We start from the raw sequence: 20,673 nt of genomic DNA, 5'->3' as shown, positions 1-20,673 counted from the left end.
TGTTTCTCGTTATAATATTGTATTACTTAGTATAAAAGTTTGTCTGAATGATTAAAAGTGAAGTAAAAACAACGTGTTCTTATTGCGGAGTTGGCTGCGGAATTATTGTAAAAAAAGACAATAATAATAAGGTTTTTGTTGAGGGCGATAAAGACCACCCGGTTAACAAAGGGATGTTATGTTCAAAAGGTATGAACTTGCATTATGTGGCTAATGATACTTCAGATAGAATTTTATACCCTGAAATGCGTTGGAGCAGATCACATCCTAGAGAGCGCGTGAGTTGGGATGATGCTTTAGATAGGGCTGCAAGTGTTTTTAAATCGATCATAAAAAAGCATGGGCCAGATAGCGTTGGTTTTTACGTGTCAGGACAAAGTTTAACCGAAGAATACTATATAGCCAACAAGCTAACCAAAGGTTTTATTGGTACTAATAATATTGACACCAATTCCAGACTTTGTATGAGTTCTGCTGTGGTGGGCTATAAAAAAACCTTTGGAGAAGATAGTGTTCCCATTTCATACGCCGATATCGAATTGGCAGACACGTTTTTAATTACTGGAGCAAATCCAGCATGGTGTCATCCTATATTATTCAGAAGGCTTGAAAAACATAAAGAAGAAAACCCTCATGTAAAAATAATAGTTGTAGATCCTAGAAAAACTGATACAGCGAATTTTGCAGATTTGCACTTACAATTACTTCCAGGAACCGATGTTATTTTATACAATGCCATTGGCCGTTGTTTATACAAAAGCGGATTGATTGATGAAGGTTTTATTTCAAAATATACAGATGGTTTTCAAGAGTATAAAAGTTTAATTTTATCTACATCTTTAAAAGAAGCTTCCAAACAATGTGGCGTTTCAGAAGATGATATTAAAAAGGCTGCAAAATATATTGGGCTTTCTAAAGGCTTTATCAGTATGTGGGCCATGGGATTAAATCAAAGTGTGGTGGGTACAGATAAAAATGTATCCTTATTAAACCTTTCATTAATCACAGGTCAAGTAGGTAAACCAGGTTCAGGACCGTTCTCACTTACAGGACAACCCAATGCTATGGGAGGTAGAGAAGTAGGCGGCATGGCTAATTTATTAGCCGTTCACAAAGATTTGATGAATGAAGAACACCGCCGAGAAGTAGCGCAGTTTTGGGGAGTAGGAAAAATAAATCCGAAACCAGGCTTAACAGCAACTGAAATGTTTGATGCCCTTGAAAGTGGAAAACTGAAAGCGGTTTGGATAGCCTGCACCAATCCGTTGGTTAGTTTGCCAAATTCAAACCGTATTGAAAAAGCCATGAAGAATGCCAAGTTTGTAGTGGTTCAGGATATTTCTTATAAATCTGATACGGTGCATTTTGCCGATTTGGTGTTGCCTGCAGCCGCATGGTTAGAGAAAGAAGGTACCATGACAAATTCTGAAAGACGGATTTCATATTTACCAAAAGAGATAGAAGCGCCGGGCGAAGCTAGACCCGATGTAGAAATATTCTGTGATTTTGCAGAGCGCATGGGCTACAGAGGTTTTAATTTTAATAATGCCAGTGAGATTTATGACGAGTATGCTTCTATGACCAAAGGAACTAATATTGACGTGTCTTTTCTCAACTATGACAGACTGAAAAATGAAGGCACTTTTCAATGGCCAGTACCAGAGTACAGACATCAAGGAACAGCCCGATTGTTTGAAGATAAAAAATTCTATACGCCTTCAGGAAAAGCACAGTTCAATGTTCCAAGTAAAACATATAATACATCAGTACAGCCAAATTCTGATTTTCCGTTGATATTAACCACTGGTCGTGTTAGAGACCAATGGCATACTATGACAAAAACCGGTAAAGTATCACGATTAAAAACCCATTACCCTAAGCCCGTTTTAGAAATAAACCCTATTGATGCTTATTTATATAAGATTGAAGACGGTGATATTGTAGAGATTAAAGGAGAAAATGGAGTAGTACGCGTGCGTGCTAATGTTACAGAAAATATAAAAAAAGGCGTTGTGTTTTTGCCTATGCACTGGGGAAAACAATTGCAAAGTAATTTAAACAGAGCCAATAACTTAACAAATACGCATGTAGATCCAACTTCTAAAGAACCCGATTTTAAGTTTACCAGAGTTTCAGTATCAAAATACAAAAAGAAAGTTGAAAAAATCATTATTGTAGGTGCTGGTGCTGCGGCATTTAGGTTTGTTCAAAATTACAGGGAATACAATCAGGCTGATGAAATTCATGTGTTTTCTAAAGAACCCAATCTTTTTTACAATAGGGTGTTACTTCCTGAATATGTAACCGAAGAATTAACTTGGGAACAATTATTAAAGATTAAAGAGAAAGAACTGGGTAAGTTAAATATTCATCTGCATCCAGAAACATCCATATCAAAGATTGATAAGGTTAGTAAAGTAGTAACTGATACTAATAATGAAAATCACAGTTTTGATAAATTGATATTGGCAACAGGCAGTAGAGCGTTTATTCCTAGTGATGTTCAAATTGATTTACCAGGACGCTTTACCATGCGTAATAAAAAAGATGCAGACGATTTCAAGGCGTATTTAGATGCTACAGGTTTGCCTCCAGAAGAGCAACATGTAGTTATTGTTGGAGGTGGTTTATTGGGCTTAGAATTAGCTGCTGCTATGAAGCACAAAAATGCTAAGATCACCATTGTTCAAAGAGCTTCACGCTTAATGGAGCGTCAGTTAGATAAGATATCGAGTAAGTTGCTAGCCTTAGATGTTCAAGAACGTGGTATTCAAATTTATTTTGATAATGAGGTAAGTACCGTATTTGACGATGATGAAACAGGTGAATTAAACATCACACTAAAAAGTGGAAAATTCATCACGGCCAACGCTATTGTTTATGCTATTGGAACCATTCCCAATGTTGAAATAGCCAGAGAGAATGGTATTTCTTGCAGAAGAGGGGTTGTTGTAAATCAGCATTTACAATCATCACATCCAGATATTTTTGCCATTGGAGAAATAGCAGAGTTTAACAATCAACTCTTCGGAATTACATCGGCAGCTGAAGAACAAGCTAATATACTGGCCAATTTTATTGCTGGAGATATTAGTGTAGCTTATAATGGTTCTGTTTTAATGAACATACTTAAGTTCAATGATTTAAGTTTGTGTAGTATAGGGGATATTAATGTGCCAGAGCATGATGATAGCTATGAAGAAATTATCTTTACAGATATCAAAAAGCGTTATTATAAAAAATGCATTGTAAAAGATGATTTATTGCTAGGAGCTGTTTTAATGGGTGATAAAAATGAATTTGCCGAATTTAAAACCATGATTGAGAGCAAGATTGAAATGGCTGACAAAAGAGATAAATTACTTAGAGGCGCATCAAATGACACGCCAGTTTTAGGTAAGTTGGTATGTTCGTGTAGTCAAGTTGGAGAAGGCAATATTCAAGATGCTATAGCAAAAGGTTGCACAGATTTTACAGAACTTTGTAATAAAACAGGAGCAGGCTTAGGTTGTGGTAGTTGTAAAACAGAAGTGAGAGAAATTCTTCATAATTCAAAAGTATTAGCGTAATGGTAGAGCCATATAGATTAATGATTAACGGCGGTGTATTATCACCAGGAGAATTGAAATATATTTGTGAAGCTGCTGAACATTTAGGTTTAGACTCTATTTCTTTTGGATCAAGACAAGATATTATTTTTCCAGAGGAAATAGATGAAAGTAAATTTTCCCAGTTTGATAAAATTAGTTTTGTAAAGCCTAAACAAGATGGTGTTGAAAATATTTCATCCTCATACGTTTCTGCTGAAATTTTAGCAAGTACCTCATGGCTTACAAGTGACAAATATTTATATGTTTTAGAGCAGTTTAAACATCATCCTAAACTTCGAATTAATGTTACAGACCCCAAGCAGCGTTTGGTACCGTTATTTACAGGTAATGTTAATTTTATAGCTTCAGAGCATGAAGATTACTGGTATTTGTATGTAAGACTTCCCGGTTGGGATAAAACCAAAATGTATCCAGCGTTAATTTACAGCTGGGACATGAATAAAATAGAAAAGGCTATTGAAAACATTCTTATTGAAGAACCCGAAACTATTGAAATGGTTTTTGATTTGGTGAGTGATGCTATCGATACCAATAACAGAACGGTAGACAAGCCTTTAGAAGTGCCATTTTATCCTTTTCCTTATTACGAAGGTATGAACAGAATTGGAACTGATAGGTATTGGTTAGGCCTGTATTGGAGAAATAATCGTTATGATATTCCCTTTTTAAAGGCCATGTGTGAGTTGTGTTCAGAAAATAAAATAGGAAAAATTTCCATTACACCATGGAAATCGTTTATCGTGAAAGGAATTCCTTTAAAATCAAAGTTACAGTGGGAGAAACTGCTTGGTAAGTTTGGTATTAATGTGCGTCATTCTATGTTAGAAATGAACTGGCATGTTCCTGTAAATGATAAAGATGCATTAAGTTTAAAAAAATACTTGGTAACAAACTTTGATCAAAACGATATTAGTACGTATGGCTTAACTTTTGGTATAACCAGTTATGATAGCGATACCTATAATTTTACGTCTATAGTTATAGAAAAAAACAGACAGCCTGAGTTAAAAGGAGGTTTTAAAGTGAGAGATACCTATAATTTGCTTTACGCTAAAAACTTTGATCCTAATACCCGAAAATATATCATGCATGTTCAAGATGTTGATAAGGTGGAATTACCTGGGTTGTTAATGGAACTTAGTCAGTTATACTTTGAACAATTAGGTACAGAGCGAGAAGAGGAAGAAGTACAACTGGTAGAAAAAGAAGCATTTGAGGAGGAAGTGTACCAATGTTCAGACTGCTTAACCGTGTATAATGAAAATTACGGAGATATTACTCAAAATATTCCTCCTAATACACCTTTTGAAGAGTTGCCAGAAACGTATGAATGTTCGCTTTGCGAAGCACCTAAAGGCAATTTTAAAAAAAAGGTTTTGGTAAAACAATAAAAAATAGCTGTGTGTGAACACAGCCATTTTTATAAAGGTGAATTTATAAGTTAAAGCTTATCGTCTTTTTTAAATCGCCCTTTGTTACCACTGCTGTAAAGCATTTGGCAGATGGTTGGTGCTTATTGTAGCGTACGGTATACAAGGTACTTTTAATGTTCCATAGTGGATATGCTTGAGAAATCAATTTTCTGATAGGAAGTGGTGTACTGATATTTTTATATACTTCTTTTGAAGCAATTAGAATCCCTTCGTTATTATAAGTCACTAAGGCTATACCGTTGCTGTTTTTAAAACGAATATCGTAAGTTGCCTCTTCTGAATTATCAAAGACGTGCGTTGTTCTTATATTGAAATCAATAATCTTATTTTGAAGCTGCTTTACTGGTTTTGAAGAATTAACACTAGCTATACTATAAAAATAATGATTTGAGTGATGCGCTGTTGTGCGCTTTGCTTTTGTTTTGAGTAAATCAATGTGCTCAGAGGTACTAACATGGGCAATGGCATGATTTTGTGCATTTGTAATCCATACTGTTGCAAAGCATAGGGTTATGAGTATGTGTTTCATGACTAATATATTTTAAGTTATTTATTTTGTAAAAGGTATAAGCATACCAGTTTTAGATTGATAGTCTGTATATGTTTGTCCAAATTCCTCTTTTAAGTCGCGTTCCTCAAATAAAGTTCCAATAATGAAATAAGCGGTGAGGCTTAATGCGAAAATAAGATGTGTTACGGTCATGGTTGGTGTGGCCCACAAGCCAATGATACCACCAAAATATAACGGGTGACGTACGTGCTTATAAAAAGAAACCACTTTAAATTGTAATTTGGTATAAGGTTTATTGATGAGCTCAAGATAGGTTTGTCTAAGACCAAACAAATCAAAATGATTGATTAAAAAAGTACTTATAAATAAGATAATCCACCCAGCGAAGAATAATACATAAGCAATATAATATAAGGTTTGATCTTTTTCAAAACTCCATATACTGCCACCCATAGGTTCCCATTGAAATACTAAAAGCATTAATAATACACCAGAAATAAGTACATAGGTACTTCGTTCTATAGGTTTCGGGAAATATTTAGCAAATAGGGTTTTAAATGATTGCCTTGCCATAATACTATGCTGAAGTCCAAATAGAGATACAAGAGCCATGTTTTTTATCAAGGCATAAAACAACGGTTTAGTTGGTGTTTGGTCAATGGAGATTTCAGGAACTAAGTGACTTACAGAAAGAATCCATAAGAGTAAAGAGGCAAAGCCTATTAAGTAAGCAACAATGGAATACAAAAACATAAATACTTTTTTCATGACATATTGGTTTTAAGTTATATGTCAAAAGTATTTCTAAACGCTTGGCTAAGATTTTCTTAAAAGTTCAAAAAGTTTGTTTTAAAGTTCAACGCTATAAAACTAGTTCATGCTTTTTCTAAATTGATAAGGAGGTGCACCATATTTCTGCTTAAAACTCTTATTAAAATGAGACGTATTTTTAAAGCCACTTTCATAACAGATATCGTTGATGTTTAACTTAGGGTTTTGTAATAAGGTTTTAGCATATTCTAATCGTTTTTCTGCAAGCCATTTGCCAGGAGTTTCATTAAAAAGTGCTTTAAAATCTCTTTTGAAAGAGGAGAGACTTCGTCCGGATAGTCGGGCAAATTCATCCAGTTGTAAGTCGTTATGAAAATGCTTTATCATCACCTCATACATATTGGCTTTGTCAATATTTTTTAAGGAATGAAAGTAAGTAACCAAATCTTTATTTAAAGGGTTGAGTGCAATATTAAAAAGAAGTTCATTAAACTTTATTTCTACCAATTCCTTTGGAATGTCCCCACCCATATTGAAGTAATTAAAAACACTTAAAAACAAAGTGTTTAAAGAATCTGTAACATCAATAGGAAAAACTTGGGAGTTTTCGTTGCTGATAGAAGGTTTTTTAATAAGGTTTTCGTTGCTCGAAATAAATTTTCGGATAAAATCTTCGGTTATAAAAAATACTATGGTGCAGTAATCTTCTTCAAAATATTGTTTTGTATTATATACACCTTTTCTTAAAAAAAGCGCATCACCAGAATGTAGAGGATATGTTTTATTCACAGAAGTCCAGTCCTTTTTACCACTAATAACATAAGTTATAAAAGGGATGTCTGTCCAAAGTTTAAATTGCTCAACGTCAATAGGGCATTTATATTCAACAAACATATAGTCATTTCCTATAAGTTTATTGTACTTAGGATTGTCCTTAAAAAAATCAAATACATTAAGCGTCATGGTCAACTTTTCTAAATCTAAATGTAATAAAAACCATGAATTTAACCCCCAATCGTCGTCATATTTCTGTTTTGGGTATGAAATTTTGGTTCCTGAAGTTTCTTTAAAGTATTCATGCCGCCTCTCATCTTCTGCTTGGCAAGCACCGCTTTTTGAATAATAGGTTCAATAGATTTTCCTGCTCTAAGTGTGGTTAACAAATCAGATTCAGTAGAGGAGAATAGGCAGTTTTTTAATTGCCCGTTCGCGGTAAGCCGTAATCTGTTGCATGAATCACAAAACGGATTGGTTACCGAGCTAATAATGGCAAAACTTCCTTGGTAATCTTTTATTTTGTAGTTCTTAGCCGTATCGTTAGGAGCATCTTTTAAACGTTCTATTTGATCTTGAGTAAAGGCTGTATTTACTTGATTCATAACATCAGCATAAGAAACCATTTTGCTCATATCCCATTTGTTGCCATCAAACGGCATAAACTCTATAAAGCGCATAGAAATAGGTAAGTCTTTCGTCAATTTAATAAAATCGATAATCTCATTGTCGTTAAAATCCTTAATAAGTACCGCATTTACTTTTACTTTAAAACCTTCTTTAACTAGTAATAAAATGTTGTTATACACTTTTTGAAACTCTTGTCTTCTGGTAATATGCTTAAATTTCTCCTTATCTAAAGAATCTAAGCTTACATTGATTTTTTTAACCCTATGAGTTTTTAAAATATCAATAAACTTATCAATAATTACGGCGTTTGAGGTAATAGAAAGCTCTACAGGGAGTGTGGCTAATTTTTCTAAAATTACGGGAATGTCTTTTCTGATAAGAGGTTCACCTCCAGTAAGTCTAATTTTGGTAACACCATGTTGAACAAAGGTTTTGGCTATACTATAGATTTCTTCATAGGTCATTAAATGGCTTTTAGGAGAAAGCTGTACCCCTTCGGTAGGCATGCAATAGGTACAGCGTAAATTGCACCTTTCTGTAAGCGATATGCGCAGATACGTATGCTGTCTGTCAAACCTGTCTTTTAATATGTTTAAATTTTTCTTCATTTTATTTTTCAACTAAAACCAATAACCAATAACTAATAACCATTAACCAAATTATCAATCGTGTCTAGCTCCTTTTAAAATTCTAAAACTATGTAAAACTCCAGGGAATATAGCATCCATAGACTCTTTGGCACCATTAGTAGAACCTGGTAGAGCAAGTATTAAGGTGTCTGCAATGGTTCCAGCAACGCTTCTTGATAACATTGAAAATGGCGTGCGTTCTTGGCCGTAGTTTCTAATGGCTTCTTCAATACCAGGAATACGTCGTTCTAAAATAGGCAACAGGGCTTCGGGGGTTACATCTCTACACGAAAGGCCTGTGCCCCCTGTATAGATAACCATGTCAATACCTTGTTCTTGATAAGACCTAGCCTTTTGTTGAATGACATGGGCTTCATCAGGAATGATGACATATTCTGCAATAGTCACATCGCATGATTCCAGTTTGTTAATTATCGCTTTCCCTGCTTTGTCTTCTTTGTGACCTGCCGAAATAGTATCGCTGCAAACCACAACTGCGGCGTTCAAATCTTTTCTAAACTTATCTCTAAAATCAGATTTACCGCCTTTTTTATTGAGTAATTTAATATCGTGTATTTCAATGCCTTTATCAATGGGCTTTAACATGTCGTACATATTTAGTGCAACCACACTAGCGCCATGCATAGCTTCAACTTCAACCCCTGTTTTGTAGATAGTTTTCACCGTGAATAGAATCTTGATGTTCAAACCATCAAATTCATAGGAAACGCTGGTATATTCAATAGGTAGGGGGTGACAATCGGGTAAAATATCAGGCGTACGTTTTACTCCCAATAATCCTGCCGCCTTACTCATAGCTAATACATTTCCTTTTGGAACGGTGTCAGTTTCAATAGCCTTTATTGTATCAGGTTTGCTTACTTTAACAATAGCCTGTGCTACGGCCGTTCTTAATGTTGTTACTTTATGTGTGATATCTACCATTTTGTGAAATTGAATATTTGTAATATAAAATTGATTATTTTGTACTTGCAGTTTTTCTAGAAGCCATAAAGATTGCCGTCAATTCTTTGGATTCTTTTCATAAAAATTCTAAGTTTTTATTTTGAATTAAATTTTCATCTAATGCAAATTCTAGCCAAAAATTTGATTCATCTATTTCTTCAATGACAATACTGATTTTTGATACAAAACTAGCTTTAGATTGTGCTATAAAAGTTGCTCTATAATTGGTAGCAACCGAAGTTGAAGATCTAATAAGCTGTCCTTTTATATGATTGGCTAAGTACGTATTTGGTAATAACCCCGTAATTTTAACACAATTGTTAGCAAATATTTTAGTTCTACTTTTTAATTGTTCTTTCATAAAAAAATCAATTATCAATAGTCAATTATCAATTATTAACCTTCCATTGGTGAGAGGCGTCTTCAAAAATTTCTTTCCCAAAAACAGGCGCATCAGCTTTTATAGCTTCTACAATAAACTCTAAAGCTTCAAACACTGCTTTTCGTCTTGGAGAGGATACAAATACAAACAAACATATTTCTCCAGCTTTAACAACTCCTAAACTATGGTATATATGCATGCAAGTTAAATCGAATTTCTCAAAGGCCGCTTCTCTAATATTATGAAAAGTTTGGTTGGCCATATCTTCATAAGCGGTATATTCAATTGCGGCTACTTTTTTGCCATCAATATCATCTGATCTAACTTGCCCAAGAAAAATGTTATGAGCGCCAATACTGGTTTTGGTTTGATGTTTATAAATTGAGTTTCCTATAAAGTCTGAACTTATCGGTCCTTCTATAAAAACATTTTTTGGTTTTTTAATTGTCATGATGAAGTGTTTTTTGTGTTTCTTTAATGTAAATGTTAAGTGCGTTGGCGCCTTCTTTTAAACTAAAAACATTGTTAATATTGTGCTGTATTAAAATATTAAGTGCTTTTTGACTTCGAATACCTGATTGGCAAAACAGGATTTTCTTTTTGTTTGGTTCAATGCTTTTTAGTCCATTTTGAAATTGACTTAACGGTAGCTGTGTTACGGGTAATCCTAATACCTTTGGTTGCTCATGATGCTCACGGACATCTATAAATTGGATGTTTTCATCAAAATCAATATCAGCTATGGCAATCGTTTTGTCGTTTGAAGGACAACTTATATTTATCGTTTTATTTTGAAACTGATATCCTGCAGTTAAAACCATTTGAATAGCTGTTTCATTTCTACGAATCTTTAAAGTTGAGGTTTTGGCAGTTAGAGCATTATAGTAGAGTATGCGGCCTGATAATACAGAGCCTAAATCTAATATGATTTTAAGCACTTCATTAGCTTGCATGTTTCCTATTATGCCAGGTAGCACCCCAATTACTCCCATGTCAGCGCAGTTAGGTACAGCATCCTTTTTTGGAGGCGACGGAAAAACACAACGATAACTTGGTCCGTTTTTATAATTAAATACAGAGACTTGTCCTTCAAATTTATATATAGCACCAAATACCAAAGGTTTATTAGTCAAAATACAAGCATCGTTTACTAAATAACGTGTTTCAAAATTATCAGATCCATCTATTATAATATCATACTTTTGAAATAACTTGATTGCATTTTGGTGTGTTAATGCTTCAGGGTAAGTTTTGATAGAAACCTCAGAATTTAAATCTTGAAGCCGTTCTTTTGCAGCAATAGCTTTGTTTTTACCTAAAACAGACGCACCAAAAAGTACTTGGCGTTGTAAATTAGATAGTTCTACCGCATCAAAATCAATAATGCCAATAGTACCCACGCCAGCGGCCGTAAGGTACTGTAATACAGGGCAACCAAGACCTCCCGCTCCAACAACCAAAACTTTAGCTTGATTAATTTTGTCTTGTCCTTGTTCACCAATTTCTGGTAATATAATATGTCGGCTATATCTTGTCATAATTATTAACCTCCTGAAAATGGTGGAAGTAAAGCGATTTCGGCACCTGAAAGTTTGGTTTCAGTAGCTACTAGCTCTTGATTTTGAGCTATTTGAAAATCTTTGTTTTTTAGTTCTTTATACTTTTGGTTTAAAGCATCGAGTAACTCAGAAATATGACTGGCTGATGTTTCTATCTGTTCCTCGTTCTTTTGAGTAACCTCGGCTATTTGACCAAAATATTTAATCGTTATAAGCATGTTTTATCTGTGTTAATTCGTCTTTAGTATTCACATTCATGGTAGTAATCTGTTCATTTTTAGTTAAAACGATATTTTTCACTTTACAAGTATTTACGGCTACACGCAAACGCCGTTCCCCACTTTTTAATAATCTTGAAAATGGAGTCAGGCAAGATTTTTTGTAAAGCGCAATGAGCGGCATAGATTTACCTTGACTTTCTATTTGAATAATATCTGCATCATCTTCTACGCTATGGATAAGCTTTTCTAAAATAGTAGATGTGATAAGCGGAATATCACAACTAAGTATCAGGTTGTAGTCCGTTTTTGAAGCCTCAAGCCCAGAGCAAATACCTGCTACAGGACCTGCATTTTTAACTAAATCGGTAACTCTTTTATAGCCAAACGTATCATATTCAGGAATGTCAGAGACTATGAAAATTTCAGAAACTAATGGTTTTAAGGCATCTAGGCTATATTGTACAAATGCCTTTTCCTTTAACATGAGTCGGCCTTTATCGGTTCCCATTCTTGAACTTTTTCCTCCAGATAAAACGATACCAGTTATGTCTTTTCTTTGAATCATTTAAGTAAAAAATAGTTTAATAGAAGCTATTATTAATACAAAAGCTAAAATGTGTCTTAAGCGTTTATTGTTCATTTTTTTACTGCCATAATAACCTCCAAGAATTCCGCCAATAAGAGCAATGGCAACTAATAAAAAGGATTCTTTTTCTAAAGTTATACCTGTGCTTAGTTGTCCTATGAGTCCAGCAGCGGAGTTAACCCAAATAAATAAGGCAGACACGGCAGCGGCTTCTTTCATTTTGCCCCAATGTAAAAGCAAAATTACCGGACTTAAAATGATGCCCCCACCAATACCAATGAGCCCCGAAAAAAAACCTATAAGCCCGCCAACCAAAAGGCCTTGCCATAATGTTACTTTCTTTATGTGGGTACTTTCTTTACCAAACACATTAAGCATTTTAAGTATAGCGAAGATGAGTAACACGGCAAGTATTTTTTTATATATGGAGGCATCTACTTCTATGGTCCCCCCTAAAAAGGCCAGAGGGATAGAGGCTATTGCAAAAGCTAGAAATAACTTTTTATTGAAAAAACCTTCCTTATAGTAATAATAAAAGGATATACCTGCAACAAAGAGATTGAGTAAAAGGGCAGTAGGTTTCATGTTTTCTGGAGCAAATGAAAATAAAGCCATTAGAGCTAAATAACCACTTGCGCCACCATGCCCCACACTAGAATATAAAAACGATACAACGGGTAATATCGCTAAAAAAATGTATATGTTTTCCGTTTTTAGCATATTAAATTCGTTCTATTTTTTCAATCTGTTTATCTAAAAAAGCCCAACAGTTTTTATTAATTTCATCAAAAGCGGCTACGAGTGACTTGCCGTAATCAGTAAGTTCGGTACCACCACCATCTTTTCCGCCAACACTATTTATGGTGACTGGTTTTTTTGCTGATTTGTTTACAGAATCAAGTAATTGCCAAGCTTTTTTGTATGAAATGTTTAAGGATTTAGCTGCCTTTGAAAGCGAGCCTGTCTCTTGAATGGCTTTTAATAAATGAACTCGCCCTTCTCCAAGAAGTACATTATTATTGGTTTCAATCCATATTCTACTTTTAATTTTATACTTCATGCTAATCTGTTTTAAGGGAGTAAAATAACATCTACCAGGTCTTTTATTTCAATCGTTTCAATTTCGGCTGGCACTAATACTAAGGCATTAGCAAGGGCAAACGTTTGAAGCATGGAAGAGTTTTGTCCGTCTAAAATGTCAACACAATCACCATCAAAAATACCTTTTAAAAATTGTGGCCGATCGCCTCGTTTTATAAAGTTTGAAGCAGATATGGCTTTTGTTTTAGGTAATTCGGTTTGATGATGATGCATCATCTTTTGTAACGTGATATATACGTAAATGTAAAAACAAGAAAGAGCTGCAGCAGGATTTCCGGGAAGCGCAAAAACATGTGTATGATGTTTTTTTCCATAGAAAAGTGGTTTGCCTGGTTTTTGTTTTACTTTATAAAATAGCTCTTTAACCTGTAATTCGTTTAGTGCTTTGCCAACAAAATCATAATCACCAACAGAAATGCCTCCTGTAATAAGTACCAAATCATTGGTGTTAATAACGGTATTTAGTTGCGCTACTGTTTTTTTGTAATCGTCTTCGACTTTAAAAATGGTAACATCATAATATTTTAGTTGATATAAGGCACTCAATAGCATTTTTGAGTTACTCTCATAAATCTTTCCATAATCTAAATGCTGTCCTGGTTCAATCAATTCATTTCCAGTGGTAACAATAGCAATGGTAGGTTTTTTGTAAACCATCACCGTAGAAATGCCTAAAGACGTTAAAAAGCCAATGGCTGCTGGTGTTAGTTTTGTGTCTTTTTTAAGCGCAACTGTACCCGCTTTTACCTGTTCGCCTAGTGGACGAATATTATGTTCTAAATCTAGTTGGTGATCAATTGTAATTTTGGTACCTGCATTAATAACTTTTTCTTGCATCATAACCGCATTGGCGGTTTCAGGAACAGGGGCGCCTGTAAAGATTCTAACAGCATCGCCTTTCTGTAAAACAGGTTGATGGGTATCACCGGCTTTTACTTCACCTATAAGCTGATAGGATAAATTATCATGTAGGTTTAAAGCATAACCATCCATAGCCGATTGCCTAAACGGAGGCATATTTATAGGAGATATAACGTCTTCGGCTAACTTATAACCACCTGCCTTTTCAATAGGTTTGATGGTGGTTTTCAATAATGGTTTGCCGTGCTGTTTTACAATAGAAATGGCCTCTGAAATAGAAATCATAGATTAATCGTTATGTTTTAGCAAATATAACGGTTTTTGTCTGGAATCTAATCAAAAGATATACAGTTTTTTTAGTAGGCTATCTTTTTTAAGTTGCTTTAATTTTTCATTTATTTAACAACCACCTTCTGCAACCTACTTTTTTTCTTTTGTACAGTAATTACTTTTTTGGTGTTTTTAATGAAGAAGTAACATTTGTATTTGACTGCGCAATAAACGCATTAATGTTTTGATGGGCTGCTTCAATAGAAACTTCGGTAGTGATTAATTTATTTTGGTGGTAAGTAATTTCAATAGGAAGTAATTTAATAGTATTGAAGCCTAATTGATAAAGTATTAAAAACGGGATGTTTACTTGCTCTGGATTTTCAGCATATAAAATGAGGGTTTTATTTGATGCGTCAATGCGTTTTAAAATTTCCTGATTTTCTTCCGATAAGATATCTGGAGCACTCATGTTTATGGCATTATTTAAATGGCCTTTATTATACTCGTACTCACTTCTTGTATCAAGTAGCACAATGTTGCTATTTTGAATGTCATTTAAACTGGCAAAATAATTTGTTTTTGTTACAGCTTGTAATGTGCTTTTGGTATTTAGTGTGAAGGTGTTTTTTGGTCGTTCATATGTTAAGAATCCAATAAGCAGGACTAAAATGAATAATGTTGAAGCAATTGAGATGCGTTTAGTTTTTTCTAGTTCTTTCATGATACTTATATTTTCTTTTTAACAGCCACCTTCGGCAACACGTTTCTTTTTCTTTTGTACCGTAATGATTTTTTTTGGTGTTGGTTTAGGTACGGTAAGATTATTATCGATGTCTTGGTCTGGGTAGGTAACGCCAAAATACATACTGGCTGCTTTTCGGGTTTTGTAACGTTCAAAATCTTCCAAAGGCTGGTCTTCTGAAGGGATACTTGGGTTTATAATGGTAGTAAACCATGTATTTAGTCCGCCTTGTAGTACACGTAAATTTTTAAACCCTAACCGATCACATAGCAACCAAGCTTGATCGGCATGAAAATTATCATTAGAGAAAAATACAACATCAAATTGATCCTGATTTATATACTCAAGATGCGCATCTTTAAACAACTCTGGAAGCGGAATATTGATAGCATTGGGCAGTGAATAGGTTTGATAACTTTTTTCATCCCTAACATCTACTAAAATAAAGGAAGGATCTCCATTGATGATTTTATGCGAAATCTGGTCGGTTGATATGTAGCGCTCGTTACTAATGGCATGGCTAAGCAAGGTTTCAGAAGTAATACCTTCTTGTTTTTGATGCTTTGGAAGTAACAATAATCCGCCAGCTAGTATGATTAACACAGTAGCCATGAGCATATACCGAAACGATAAAATTTTTGCAATATTCTTTTTATTCATCTTGGTTTGAGTTTATTCGTAAAACACTTTTTTTACTCGCTTTCTTATAATATCTGCAATGACGAAAGAAACTACGGCAATAATGGCAAATATGAATATAATCCAATATGGATTCCATCCAAATGAATCAATGAGGGTAATGTTGCCTAAAAAATAGCCGTCATAAATGGGCTCAAACAGCGGAAACAATTCAGAGAATAAAAACACGCCAATCATAATACCAAATACGTAAACCCAGGCGTCTAGTTTTCCTATGGCTACAGCACATAAACTTGTTCCGGGGCAAAAGCCTCCAGCTACAAATCCAACACCCATTATTACACCACCAATAATAGCGCCCCATAAATAGGTGGGGTGTATGTATAGTTGTGTGATATCTAGATACCCCAAATAGTCCATATAATAAATACCGATAACCGATACGGCTGCGGCTGTGAAAAACACTTTTAGTACAGCAAAGTCATAGCCGTAAAATACGCCCGCTAACTTTCTTGATGAAGAAAATCCTGAAGACTCTAGGACAAAGCCAAAGGCTATGCCAATAATAATGGCTATAATACTATCCCATTCAAAAGGAATAAAGCCGTTAGGAAGTAATGGTCCCATAATTGTATATGTTTAAGTATGTTGTTAAATCCAATTTTTTCTAAAAAAATATGCGGTGGCAAATGCAGAACCAAAAATGGCTAACATGGTTATAAATCCGCCAGATGATAGCACGGCCATACCACTTAAAGCCGCACCACTTGTACATCCTCTGGCAATTTGTGCTCCAAGCCCGAATAATACACCTCCTAATAGTGCAAAAACAAGTCGCCTTTTGCTTGATATTTTTGGAGAGTGCTGTATGCGCCATCTAATTCTACCGCTTAAACTCCCCGATATAAAAGCCCCAATTATAACCCCTAAAGCTTCAAATACCAGCCAGGTATTCATTGGGGTATCATCATCTTTAAGAAACTGACTGTAATAGGTGTTGTTTTCAGCATGGGTTGGCGCTACTTGATCAACTATTGTAACAACAGTACTTTTTACGGCACCACTAGCACCCAGGCCACGTCCTGTTAAATAGAATGTAAAAATGATGATAATGCCTAGAAGAAAACCTCCAAAGTAGGGATTCCAATAGATGTGTGAATTATTTTGTTTTTTTGTTTTCATTATGTGTTGGTTTAATAGAGATATCGAGTGAGTTGTCCAGCTTCTACCATTATAAATCTAAAAAGGAGTCCGCCAATAATAACTAAAACGGCGGGCACTACTACGGGAACTTTGAAACCGAATAATTCAATGGTTTCTAAGGTAGCAGGAACAAGTAAGCCTAATAGAATGACAAACCCAAAGAACATGAGGGTAAACTCGCCACCAACTAAAAGTTCCATAGCTTCCAGCTGAACCTGAGAACCAGCATAATACCCCATAATCATATGAATGATAAGTGCCATTTCTATAACAATTAAGGCTAAATCTATTTTACTAAATACACGGCGCTCATTTCTGCTTTTTGATAGCAAAATGATTGCTGCGGCTCCTGTTGATAAACCTGAAGTTAAAAATAATGGTCCCAGAATAGCATTGTTCCAAAGCGGGCGCGCATTAAAGGCAGATAGTAAAATACCTGTATATACTCCTAGTATAATAGATAAAGGAATTAATGCATAGGCTATATATTTTCTGTTAGAAATAATAAAATGCTCTGTGCGGGCTAGAAACTTTAATTTTTTAAATAGTTTAAGTTTCGATTCAGTTTTAGGGTATGATTCTCTGTAAAAACTAAATGCCCATAAAAAGGATAACGGTGTTGTTATGAGAAGTACCCATGCCCCCCAAGACATGGGGGACTCTATTCTGAAGGTTGTATAGAGTTGCCAAGTATATAGCGGATGGGTTAAATCGTAAACTAACGCCATTATACCTATTGATAATGCAATAGGAGGAACAATAGATGCTGTTTTTACAGCAGTGGGATATTCTTTTTCTTTTCCTAGAAGGTAAAAAAGAGCTGCAAAAAACAAGATACCTGCCGCAAGGCCTCCTAAAAATAAATATAAGGAAATAGGCCAATGCCATATTTGTAAAGAAGGGTCTATATTTGGAATGTTTCTTCCACTTGTAAATAATTCTTCTTGCATAATGTAGATTCTTTAAGTTAGGTAAAATACATGTGGTTTGGTTCCTGCTTCGGGCGCTAATGTTTTATAGGTTCTGTTTTTCAATAGTTGAGAAACATCACTATTAGGATCATCTAAATCACCAAAATACATGCATTTGGTTGGACAAACCGAAACGCAGGCGGGTAGTTGTCCTTTTTTTAATCGGTGATAACAAAACGTGCATTTATCAACATAACCATCGGGGTGTTGGTATCGTGCATCATAAGGACAAGATTCTATACAAGCGCCGCAACCTATACATTTGTCTGGCGTCACTAATACAATCCCGCCTTCTGCAATATGGCTAGCTCCGGTAGGGCAACATCTTACACATGGTGCATTGTCACAATGGTTACAGCGTTCAGATCTTAATTCTAATTCTAAATTGGGGTAAGAGCCACTAACGGCTTCTGTAATCCAATCACGACAATAGCCATGTGGTATGTTATTTTCAGTTTGACAAGCAACCACACAATCACTGCATCCCACGCATTTTAGTGTGTCTATTACCATGGCGTATCTCATATCTCTTTAGTTTTATGTGGATTTTCTTTTAAAATAGAAACAAAATTTCCTCTAAGTCCTGTGCCGCCCATTAGGGGGTCTATTACGGTGCTTGAAATTAAATCTGTGTCACTCATGCCTTTACCAAAGGCTCTGGATAGTTTTTTGTTATTGTGACCAAAACCATGGTACATATAAACGGAATCCCAACGGATGCGTTCGGTTATTCTAACTTTAATGGAGAAAGTAGAAATAATATCGTCTTGATTTTTAAGCCAGACTTCTTGATCTTTTTTCAAGTTTAAAATGCGTGCCACTTTAGGGTTTACCCAAAGCGTGTTTTCGCTTTTTAAATTGTTTAAATACGGGTTGTTAATAGTTCTGCTAAAGGTGTGCATAGGAGAACGGCCGTAATTTAGTCTGTAAAACCCCTGTGGGGGTTCTGGGTGCGGTACATAAACAGGAATGGGGTCAAACCCATAGTTGGCAAGTTCTTTAGAGTATAATTCTATTTTGCCACTTGGCGTATTAAACTCATAATCTTGTTCGACTTCTAAATATAACGGACCAGATTGCCGTGGAAAGTTCTTTACGCCAATCTTTTTCATTTCTTCAAGCGAAGTACCTAATTTGTTTAATTGCCAAGCGATAACTTCTTCAAAATCATCATAATTAAAATAGGCACCTAAGCCTAATCTTTCGGCTATCTGTTTGCTTATCCACCAGGCAGGTTTTGAATTATATTTAGGTTTTACGGCAGGAATCCTAACGGCTATTGAAGGCGTTCTGTTTGGTGCAGAGCGGATACCGTCGTACCGTTCTAAATAGGTGCATTCTGGTAATACTACATCAGCATATCCTGTTATTTCCATCGGCATGGTATCTACAACCACTAAGAAGTCGAGTTTGTTTATGGCTTCAATGGTTTTTTCTCTCTGCGGAAGGGTGTTGATTAAATTGGTTCCCGCAACCATCCAGGCTTTGATGGGGTATTTACTTTTATCTGCCTGTAACGTGGCATCAACAATAGCTGTAGTTAATCCCATTTCAGCATAAGGGTATTGGGTGCCTAAATCATGCCATCCCCATTTTGGTTCAGGGTAATGAGGGTGTGGGTATTTAGGAATACTTATTTTTTCTTTGAAATAAAAACCGCCTCTATTGCCCCAAGAGCCGAGTAAACCATTTAGAATAGCAACGGCTCTAGAGCGTTGTGAATCGTCACCATACCACACCACATGTCTGCCTGGGTGTATAATAACAGACGGCGCTGCGGCGGCCATAATACGGGCTGTTTTTCGTATGTCTTCAGGTTTTATGGTGGTGATGCCATAGGCCCATTCTGGGGTATAAGGTTTAACGTGTTTTTTAAGTTCCTCAAAACCTGTAGCATATTTTTCAACATAATTTTTATTGTAAAGGTCTTCTTCAATTAAAACGTGCATCCAAGATAGTAGTAAGGCAATATCGGTGGCAGGTTTTATAGGTAGCCAGTGTTTTGACTTACTTGCTGCCGTTGAATATCTAGGGTCTACAGTGATTAGGGTGGCATCATTATCAATAGCATCAGACATTTCTTGAACCTGAGAATTATGCATGTTTTCACCAAGGTGAGAGCCAATTAAAACCAAACATTTAGTGTCCCTAATGTCCGTGGGTTCTGGCGAACCTATCCATGAACCAAAGGTTAATCCAAACCCTGTTTCTCGCGGCCCTCTGCATTGTGCGTAGGCGGGTTCTGCAATAGTATCAGAACCATAAGCTTTAAAAAGATGTTCTAAATGACTACCAGGAGATCCGTGTTTTAGCAATGCGAATGCTTCAGAGCCATAGTTGGCTTTTATGTCTTTAAATTTTGAAGCAATGAGGTTTAAAGCTTCATCCCAACTGGCTTCTCTATAAGTTTCTTCCCCGTTTATGGTAGTTCTTATTAAAGGTGTTTTAAGGCGGTCTTCATCACTATACATACCAATGCCTCCAGTGCCTCTTGGGCAAAGTCTGCCGTTGCAATGGGAATCTTGCTCATTTCCAATGATTTTTTTTATGTCATTATGTTCATCTTTATAAATCCATGCGGCACATTTCCAAAAACAGACTTCACAATAAGTGGCCGATCGTGATAGTCTTTTTGCAACCGTTTCTTTTACGGCTTTATCTAAAATGGGATTGGACTCAAACATGTTTAGTGCGGCCGATGTTGTTGCCAGTCCTCCTAAACCTAAAGCCGAAATTTTAATAAATTTTCGTCTGGACGTAACCATAATTTCGTTAGTTTTTCTGATACAAATATATTGGTTGATTTGTTT

Annotated in this window: 22 protein-coding genes; 2 read left to right on the top strand and 20 right to left on the bottom strand. The window is 35.4% G+C overall.

The features are described from left to right. The first annotated feature begins 47 nt into the window (after positions 1 to 47). Positions 48 to 3,569: a nitrate reductase gene (locus KFZ70_RS16240; RefSeq protein WP_139698216.1), complete on the top strand. Its 3,522-nt coding sequence runs from the start codon at positions 48 to 50 to the stop codon at positions 3,567 to 3,569. Further along, entirely contained in the window at positions 3,569 to 5,002 is a 1,434-nt protein-coding gene (locus KFZ70_RS16235; RefSeq protein ID WP_139698217.1) for a rubredoxin domain-containing protein, read from the top strand. The genes KFZ70_RS16240 and KFZ70_RS16235 overlap by 1 nt, the downstream gene beginning before the upstream one ends. 43 nt (positions 5,003 to 5,045) lie before the next feature. Here the strand turns inward: KFZ70_RS16235 and KFZ70_RS16230 are convergent, their stop codons facing one another. The 20 genes from KFZ70_RS16230 to KFZ70_RS16135 form a co-directional block, all read right to left on the bottom strand. After that, positions 5,046 to 5,573 carry a hypothetical protein gene (locus tag KFZ70_RS16230; protein WP_139698218.1) on the bottom strand — a complete coding sequence of 176 codons (528 nt, stop codon included), beginning with the start codon at positions 5,571 to 5,573 and terminating at the stop codon, positions 5,046 to 5,048. Positions 5,574 to 5,594: 21 nt separating this feature from the next. Then, positions 5,595 to 6,323, bottom strand: a complete 729-nt coding sequence (locus tag KFZ70_RS16225; protein ID WP_139698219.1) for an isoprenylcysteine carboxylmethyltransferase family protein — start codon at positions 6,321 to 6,323, stop codon at positions 5,595 to 5,597. A 102-nt stretch (positions 6,324 to 6,425) separates the two neighbouring features. Continuing rightward, positions 6,426 to 7,289, bottom strand: a complete 864-nt coding sequence (locus KFZ70_RS16220) for an AraC family transcriptional regulator (RefSeq protein ID WP_139698220.1) — start codon at positions 7,287 to 7,289, stop codon at positions 6,426 to 6,428. Between the two features lie 41 nt (positions 7,290 to 7,330). Continuing rightward, positions 7,331 to 8,338: a GTP 3',8-cyclase MoaA gene (moaA, locus tag KFZ70_RS16215; RefSeq protein ID WP_139698221.1), complete on the bottom strand. Its 1,008-nt coding sequence runs from the start codon at positions 8,336 to 8,338 to the stop codon at positions 7,331 to 7,333. 54 nt (positions 8,339 to 8,392) lie between these two features. Further along, on the bottom strand, positions 8,393 to 9,304 hold the full coding sequence (gene moaCB / locus KFZ70_RS16210; protein WP_139698222.1) for a bifunctional molybdenum cofactor biosynthesis protein MoaC/MoaB: 912 nt from the start codon (positions 9,302 to 9,304) through the stop codon (positions 8,393 to 8,395). 97 nt (positions 9,305 to 9,401) lie between these two features. Beyond that, positions 9,402 to 9,686, bottom strand: coding sequence for a four helix bundle protein (locus tag KFZ70_RS16205; protein ID WP_139698223.1), 285 nt, complete (start codon positions 9,684 to 9,686; stop codon positions 9,402 to 9,404). 28 nt (positions 9,687 to 9,714) lie between these two features. Further along, positions 9,715 to 10,158: a molybdenum cofactor biosynthesis protein MoaE gene (locus tag KFZ70_RS16200; protein WP_139698224.1), complete on the bottom strand. Its 444-nt coding sequence runs from the start codon at positions 10,156 to 10,158 to the stop codon at positions 9,715 to 9,717. Continuing rightward, positions 10,148 to 11,245: a molybdopterin-synthase adenylyltransferase MoeB gene (gene moeB, locus KFZ70_RS16195; protein ID WP_139698225.1), complete on the bottom strand. Its 1,098-nt coding sequence runs from the start codon at positions 11,243 to 11,245 to the stop codon at positions 10,148 to 10,150. Before moeB ends, KFZ70_RS16200 begins: the two co-directional genes overlap by 11 nt. Positions 11,246 to 11,250: 5 nt before the next feature. Further along, positions 11,251 to 11,484 carry a MoaD/ThiS family protein gene (locus tag KFZ70_RS16190; protein ID WP_139698226.1) on the bottom strand — a complete coding sequence of 78 codons (234 nt, stop codon included), beginning with the start codon at positions 11,482 to 11,484 and terminating at the stop codon, positions 11,251 to 11,253. After that, a complete protein-coding gene (locus KFZ70_RS16185; RefSeq protein WP_139698227.1) occupies positions 11,468 to 12,052 on the bottom strand; it encodes a molybdenum cofactor guanylyltransferase in 585 nt (194 codons plus the stop codon). Before KFZ70_RS16185 ends, KFZ70_RS16190 begins: the two co-directional genes overlap by 17 nt. Continuing rightward, a complete protein-coding gene (locus tag KFZ70_RS16180; protein ID WP_139698228.1) occupies positions 12,053 to 12,793 on the bottom strand; it encodes a sulfite exporter TauE/SafE family protein in 741 nt (246 codons plus the stop codon). It abuts the gene before it with no gap. Position 12,794: 1 nt separating this feature from the next. Beyond that, a complete protein-coding gene (locus tag KFZ70_RS16175) occupies positions 12,795 to 13,133 on the bottom strand; it encodes a winged helix-turn-helix domain-containing protein (RefSeq protein ID WP_139698229.1) in 339 nt (112 codons plus the stop codon). Positions 13,134 to 13,144: 11 nt separating this feature from the next. After that, a complete protein-coding gene (glp, locus tag KFZ70_RS16170) occupies positions 13,145 to 14,320 on the bottom strand; it encodes a gephyrin-like molybdotransferase Glp (RefSeq protein ID WP_139698230.1) in 1,176 nt (391 codons plus the stop codon). A gap of 160 nt (positions 14,321 to 14,480) precedes the next feature. Next, positions 14,481 to 15,029: a rhodanese-like domain-containing protein gene (locus KFZ70_RS16165; protein WP_139698231.1), complete on the bottom strand. Its 549-nt coding sequence runs from the start codon at positions 15,027 to 15,029 to the stop codon at positions 14,481 to 14,483. 18 nt (positions 15,030 to 15,047) lie between these two features. Beyond that, entirely contained in the window at positions 15,048 to 15,710 is a 663-nt protein-coding gene (locus tag KFZ70_RS16160; protein ID WP_139698232.1) for a rhodanese-like domain-containing protein, read from the bottom strand. 12 nt (positions 15,711 to 15,722) lie between these two features. Beyond that, positions 15,723 to 16,316: a YeeE/YedE thiosulfate transporter family protein gene (locus KFZ70_RS16155; RefSeq protein WP_139698233.1), complete on the bottom strand. Its 594-nt coding sequence runs from the start codon at positions 16,314 to 16,316 to the stop codon at positions 15,723 to 15,725. Positions 16,317 to 16,340: 24 nt separating this feature from the next. After that, complete coding sequence (locus KFZ70_RS16150) at positions 16,341 to 16,871, bottom strand: YeeE/YedE thiosulfate transporter family protein (protein ID WP_139698234.1); 531 nt, start codon at positions 16,869 to 16,871, stop codon at positions 16,341 to 16,343. Between the two features lie 11 nt (positions 16,872 to 16,882). Then, entirely contained in the window at positions 16,883 to 17,842 is a 960-nt protein-coding gene (gene nrfD / locus KFZ70_RS16145; protein ID WP_139698235.1) for an NrfD/PsrC family molybdoenzyme membrane anchor subunit, read from the bottom strand. Positions 17,843 to 17,854: 12 nt separating this feature from the next. Then, the gene (locus KFZ70_RS16140) at positions 17,855 to 18,388 is read right to left on the bottom strand and encodes a 4Fe-4S dicluster domain-containing protein (RefSeq protein WP_139698236.1); all 534 of its coding nucleotides are present in this window, start codon (positions 18,386 to 18,388) and stop codon (positions 17,855 to 17,857) included. Continuing rightward, positions 18,385 to 20,628 carry a molybdopterin-dependent oxidoreductase gene (locus tag KFZ70_RS16135; protein ID WP_139698237.1) on the bottom strand — a complete coding sequence of 748 codons (2,244 nt, stop codon included), beginning with the start codon at positions 20,626 to 20,628 and terminating at the stop codon, positions 18,385 to 18,387. The genes KFZ70_RS16140 and KFZ70_RS16135 overlap by 4 nt, the downstream gene beginning before the upstream one ends. Between the last annotated feature and the right edge of the window lie 45 nt (positions 20,629 to 20,673).

It is taken from the genome of Allotamlana fucoidanivorans (assembly GCF_045788535.1).
In the GTDB taxonomy this organism is placed as follows: Bacteria; Bacteroidota; Bacteroidia; order Flavobacteriales; family Flavobacteriaceae; genus Allotamlana; species Allotamlana fucoidanivorans.
This window is presented reverse-complemented; position numbering and strand designations above follow the sequence as displayed.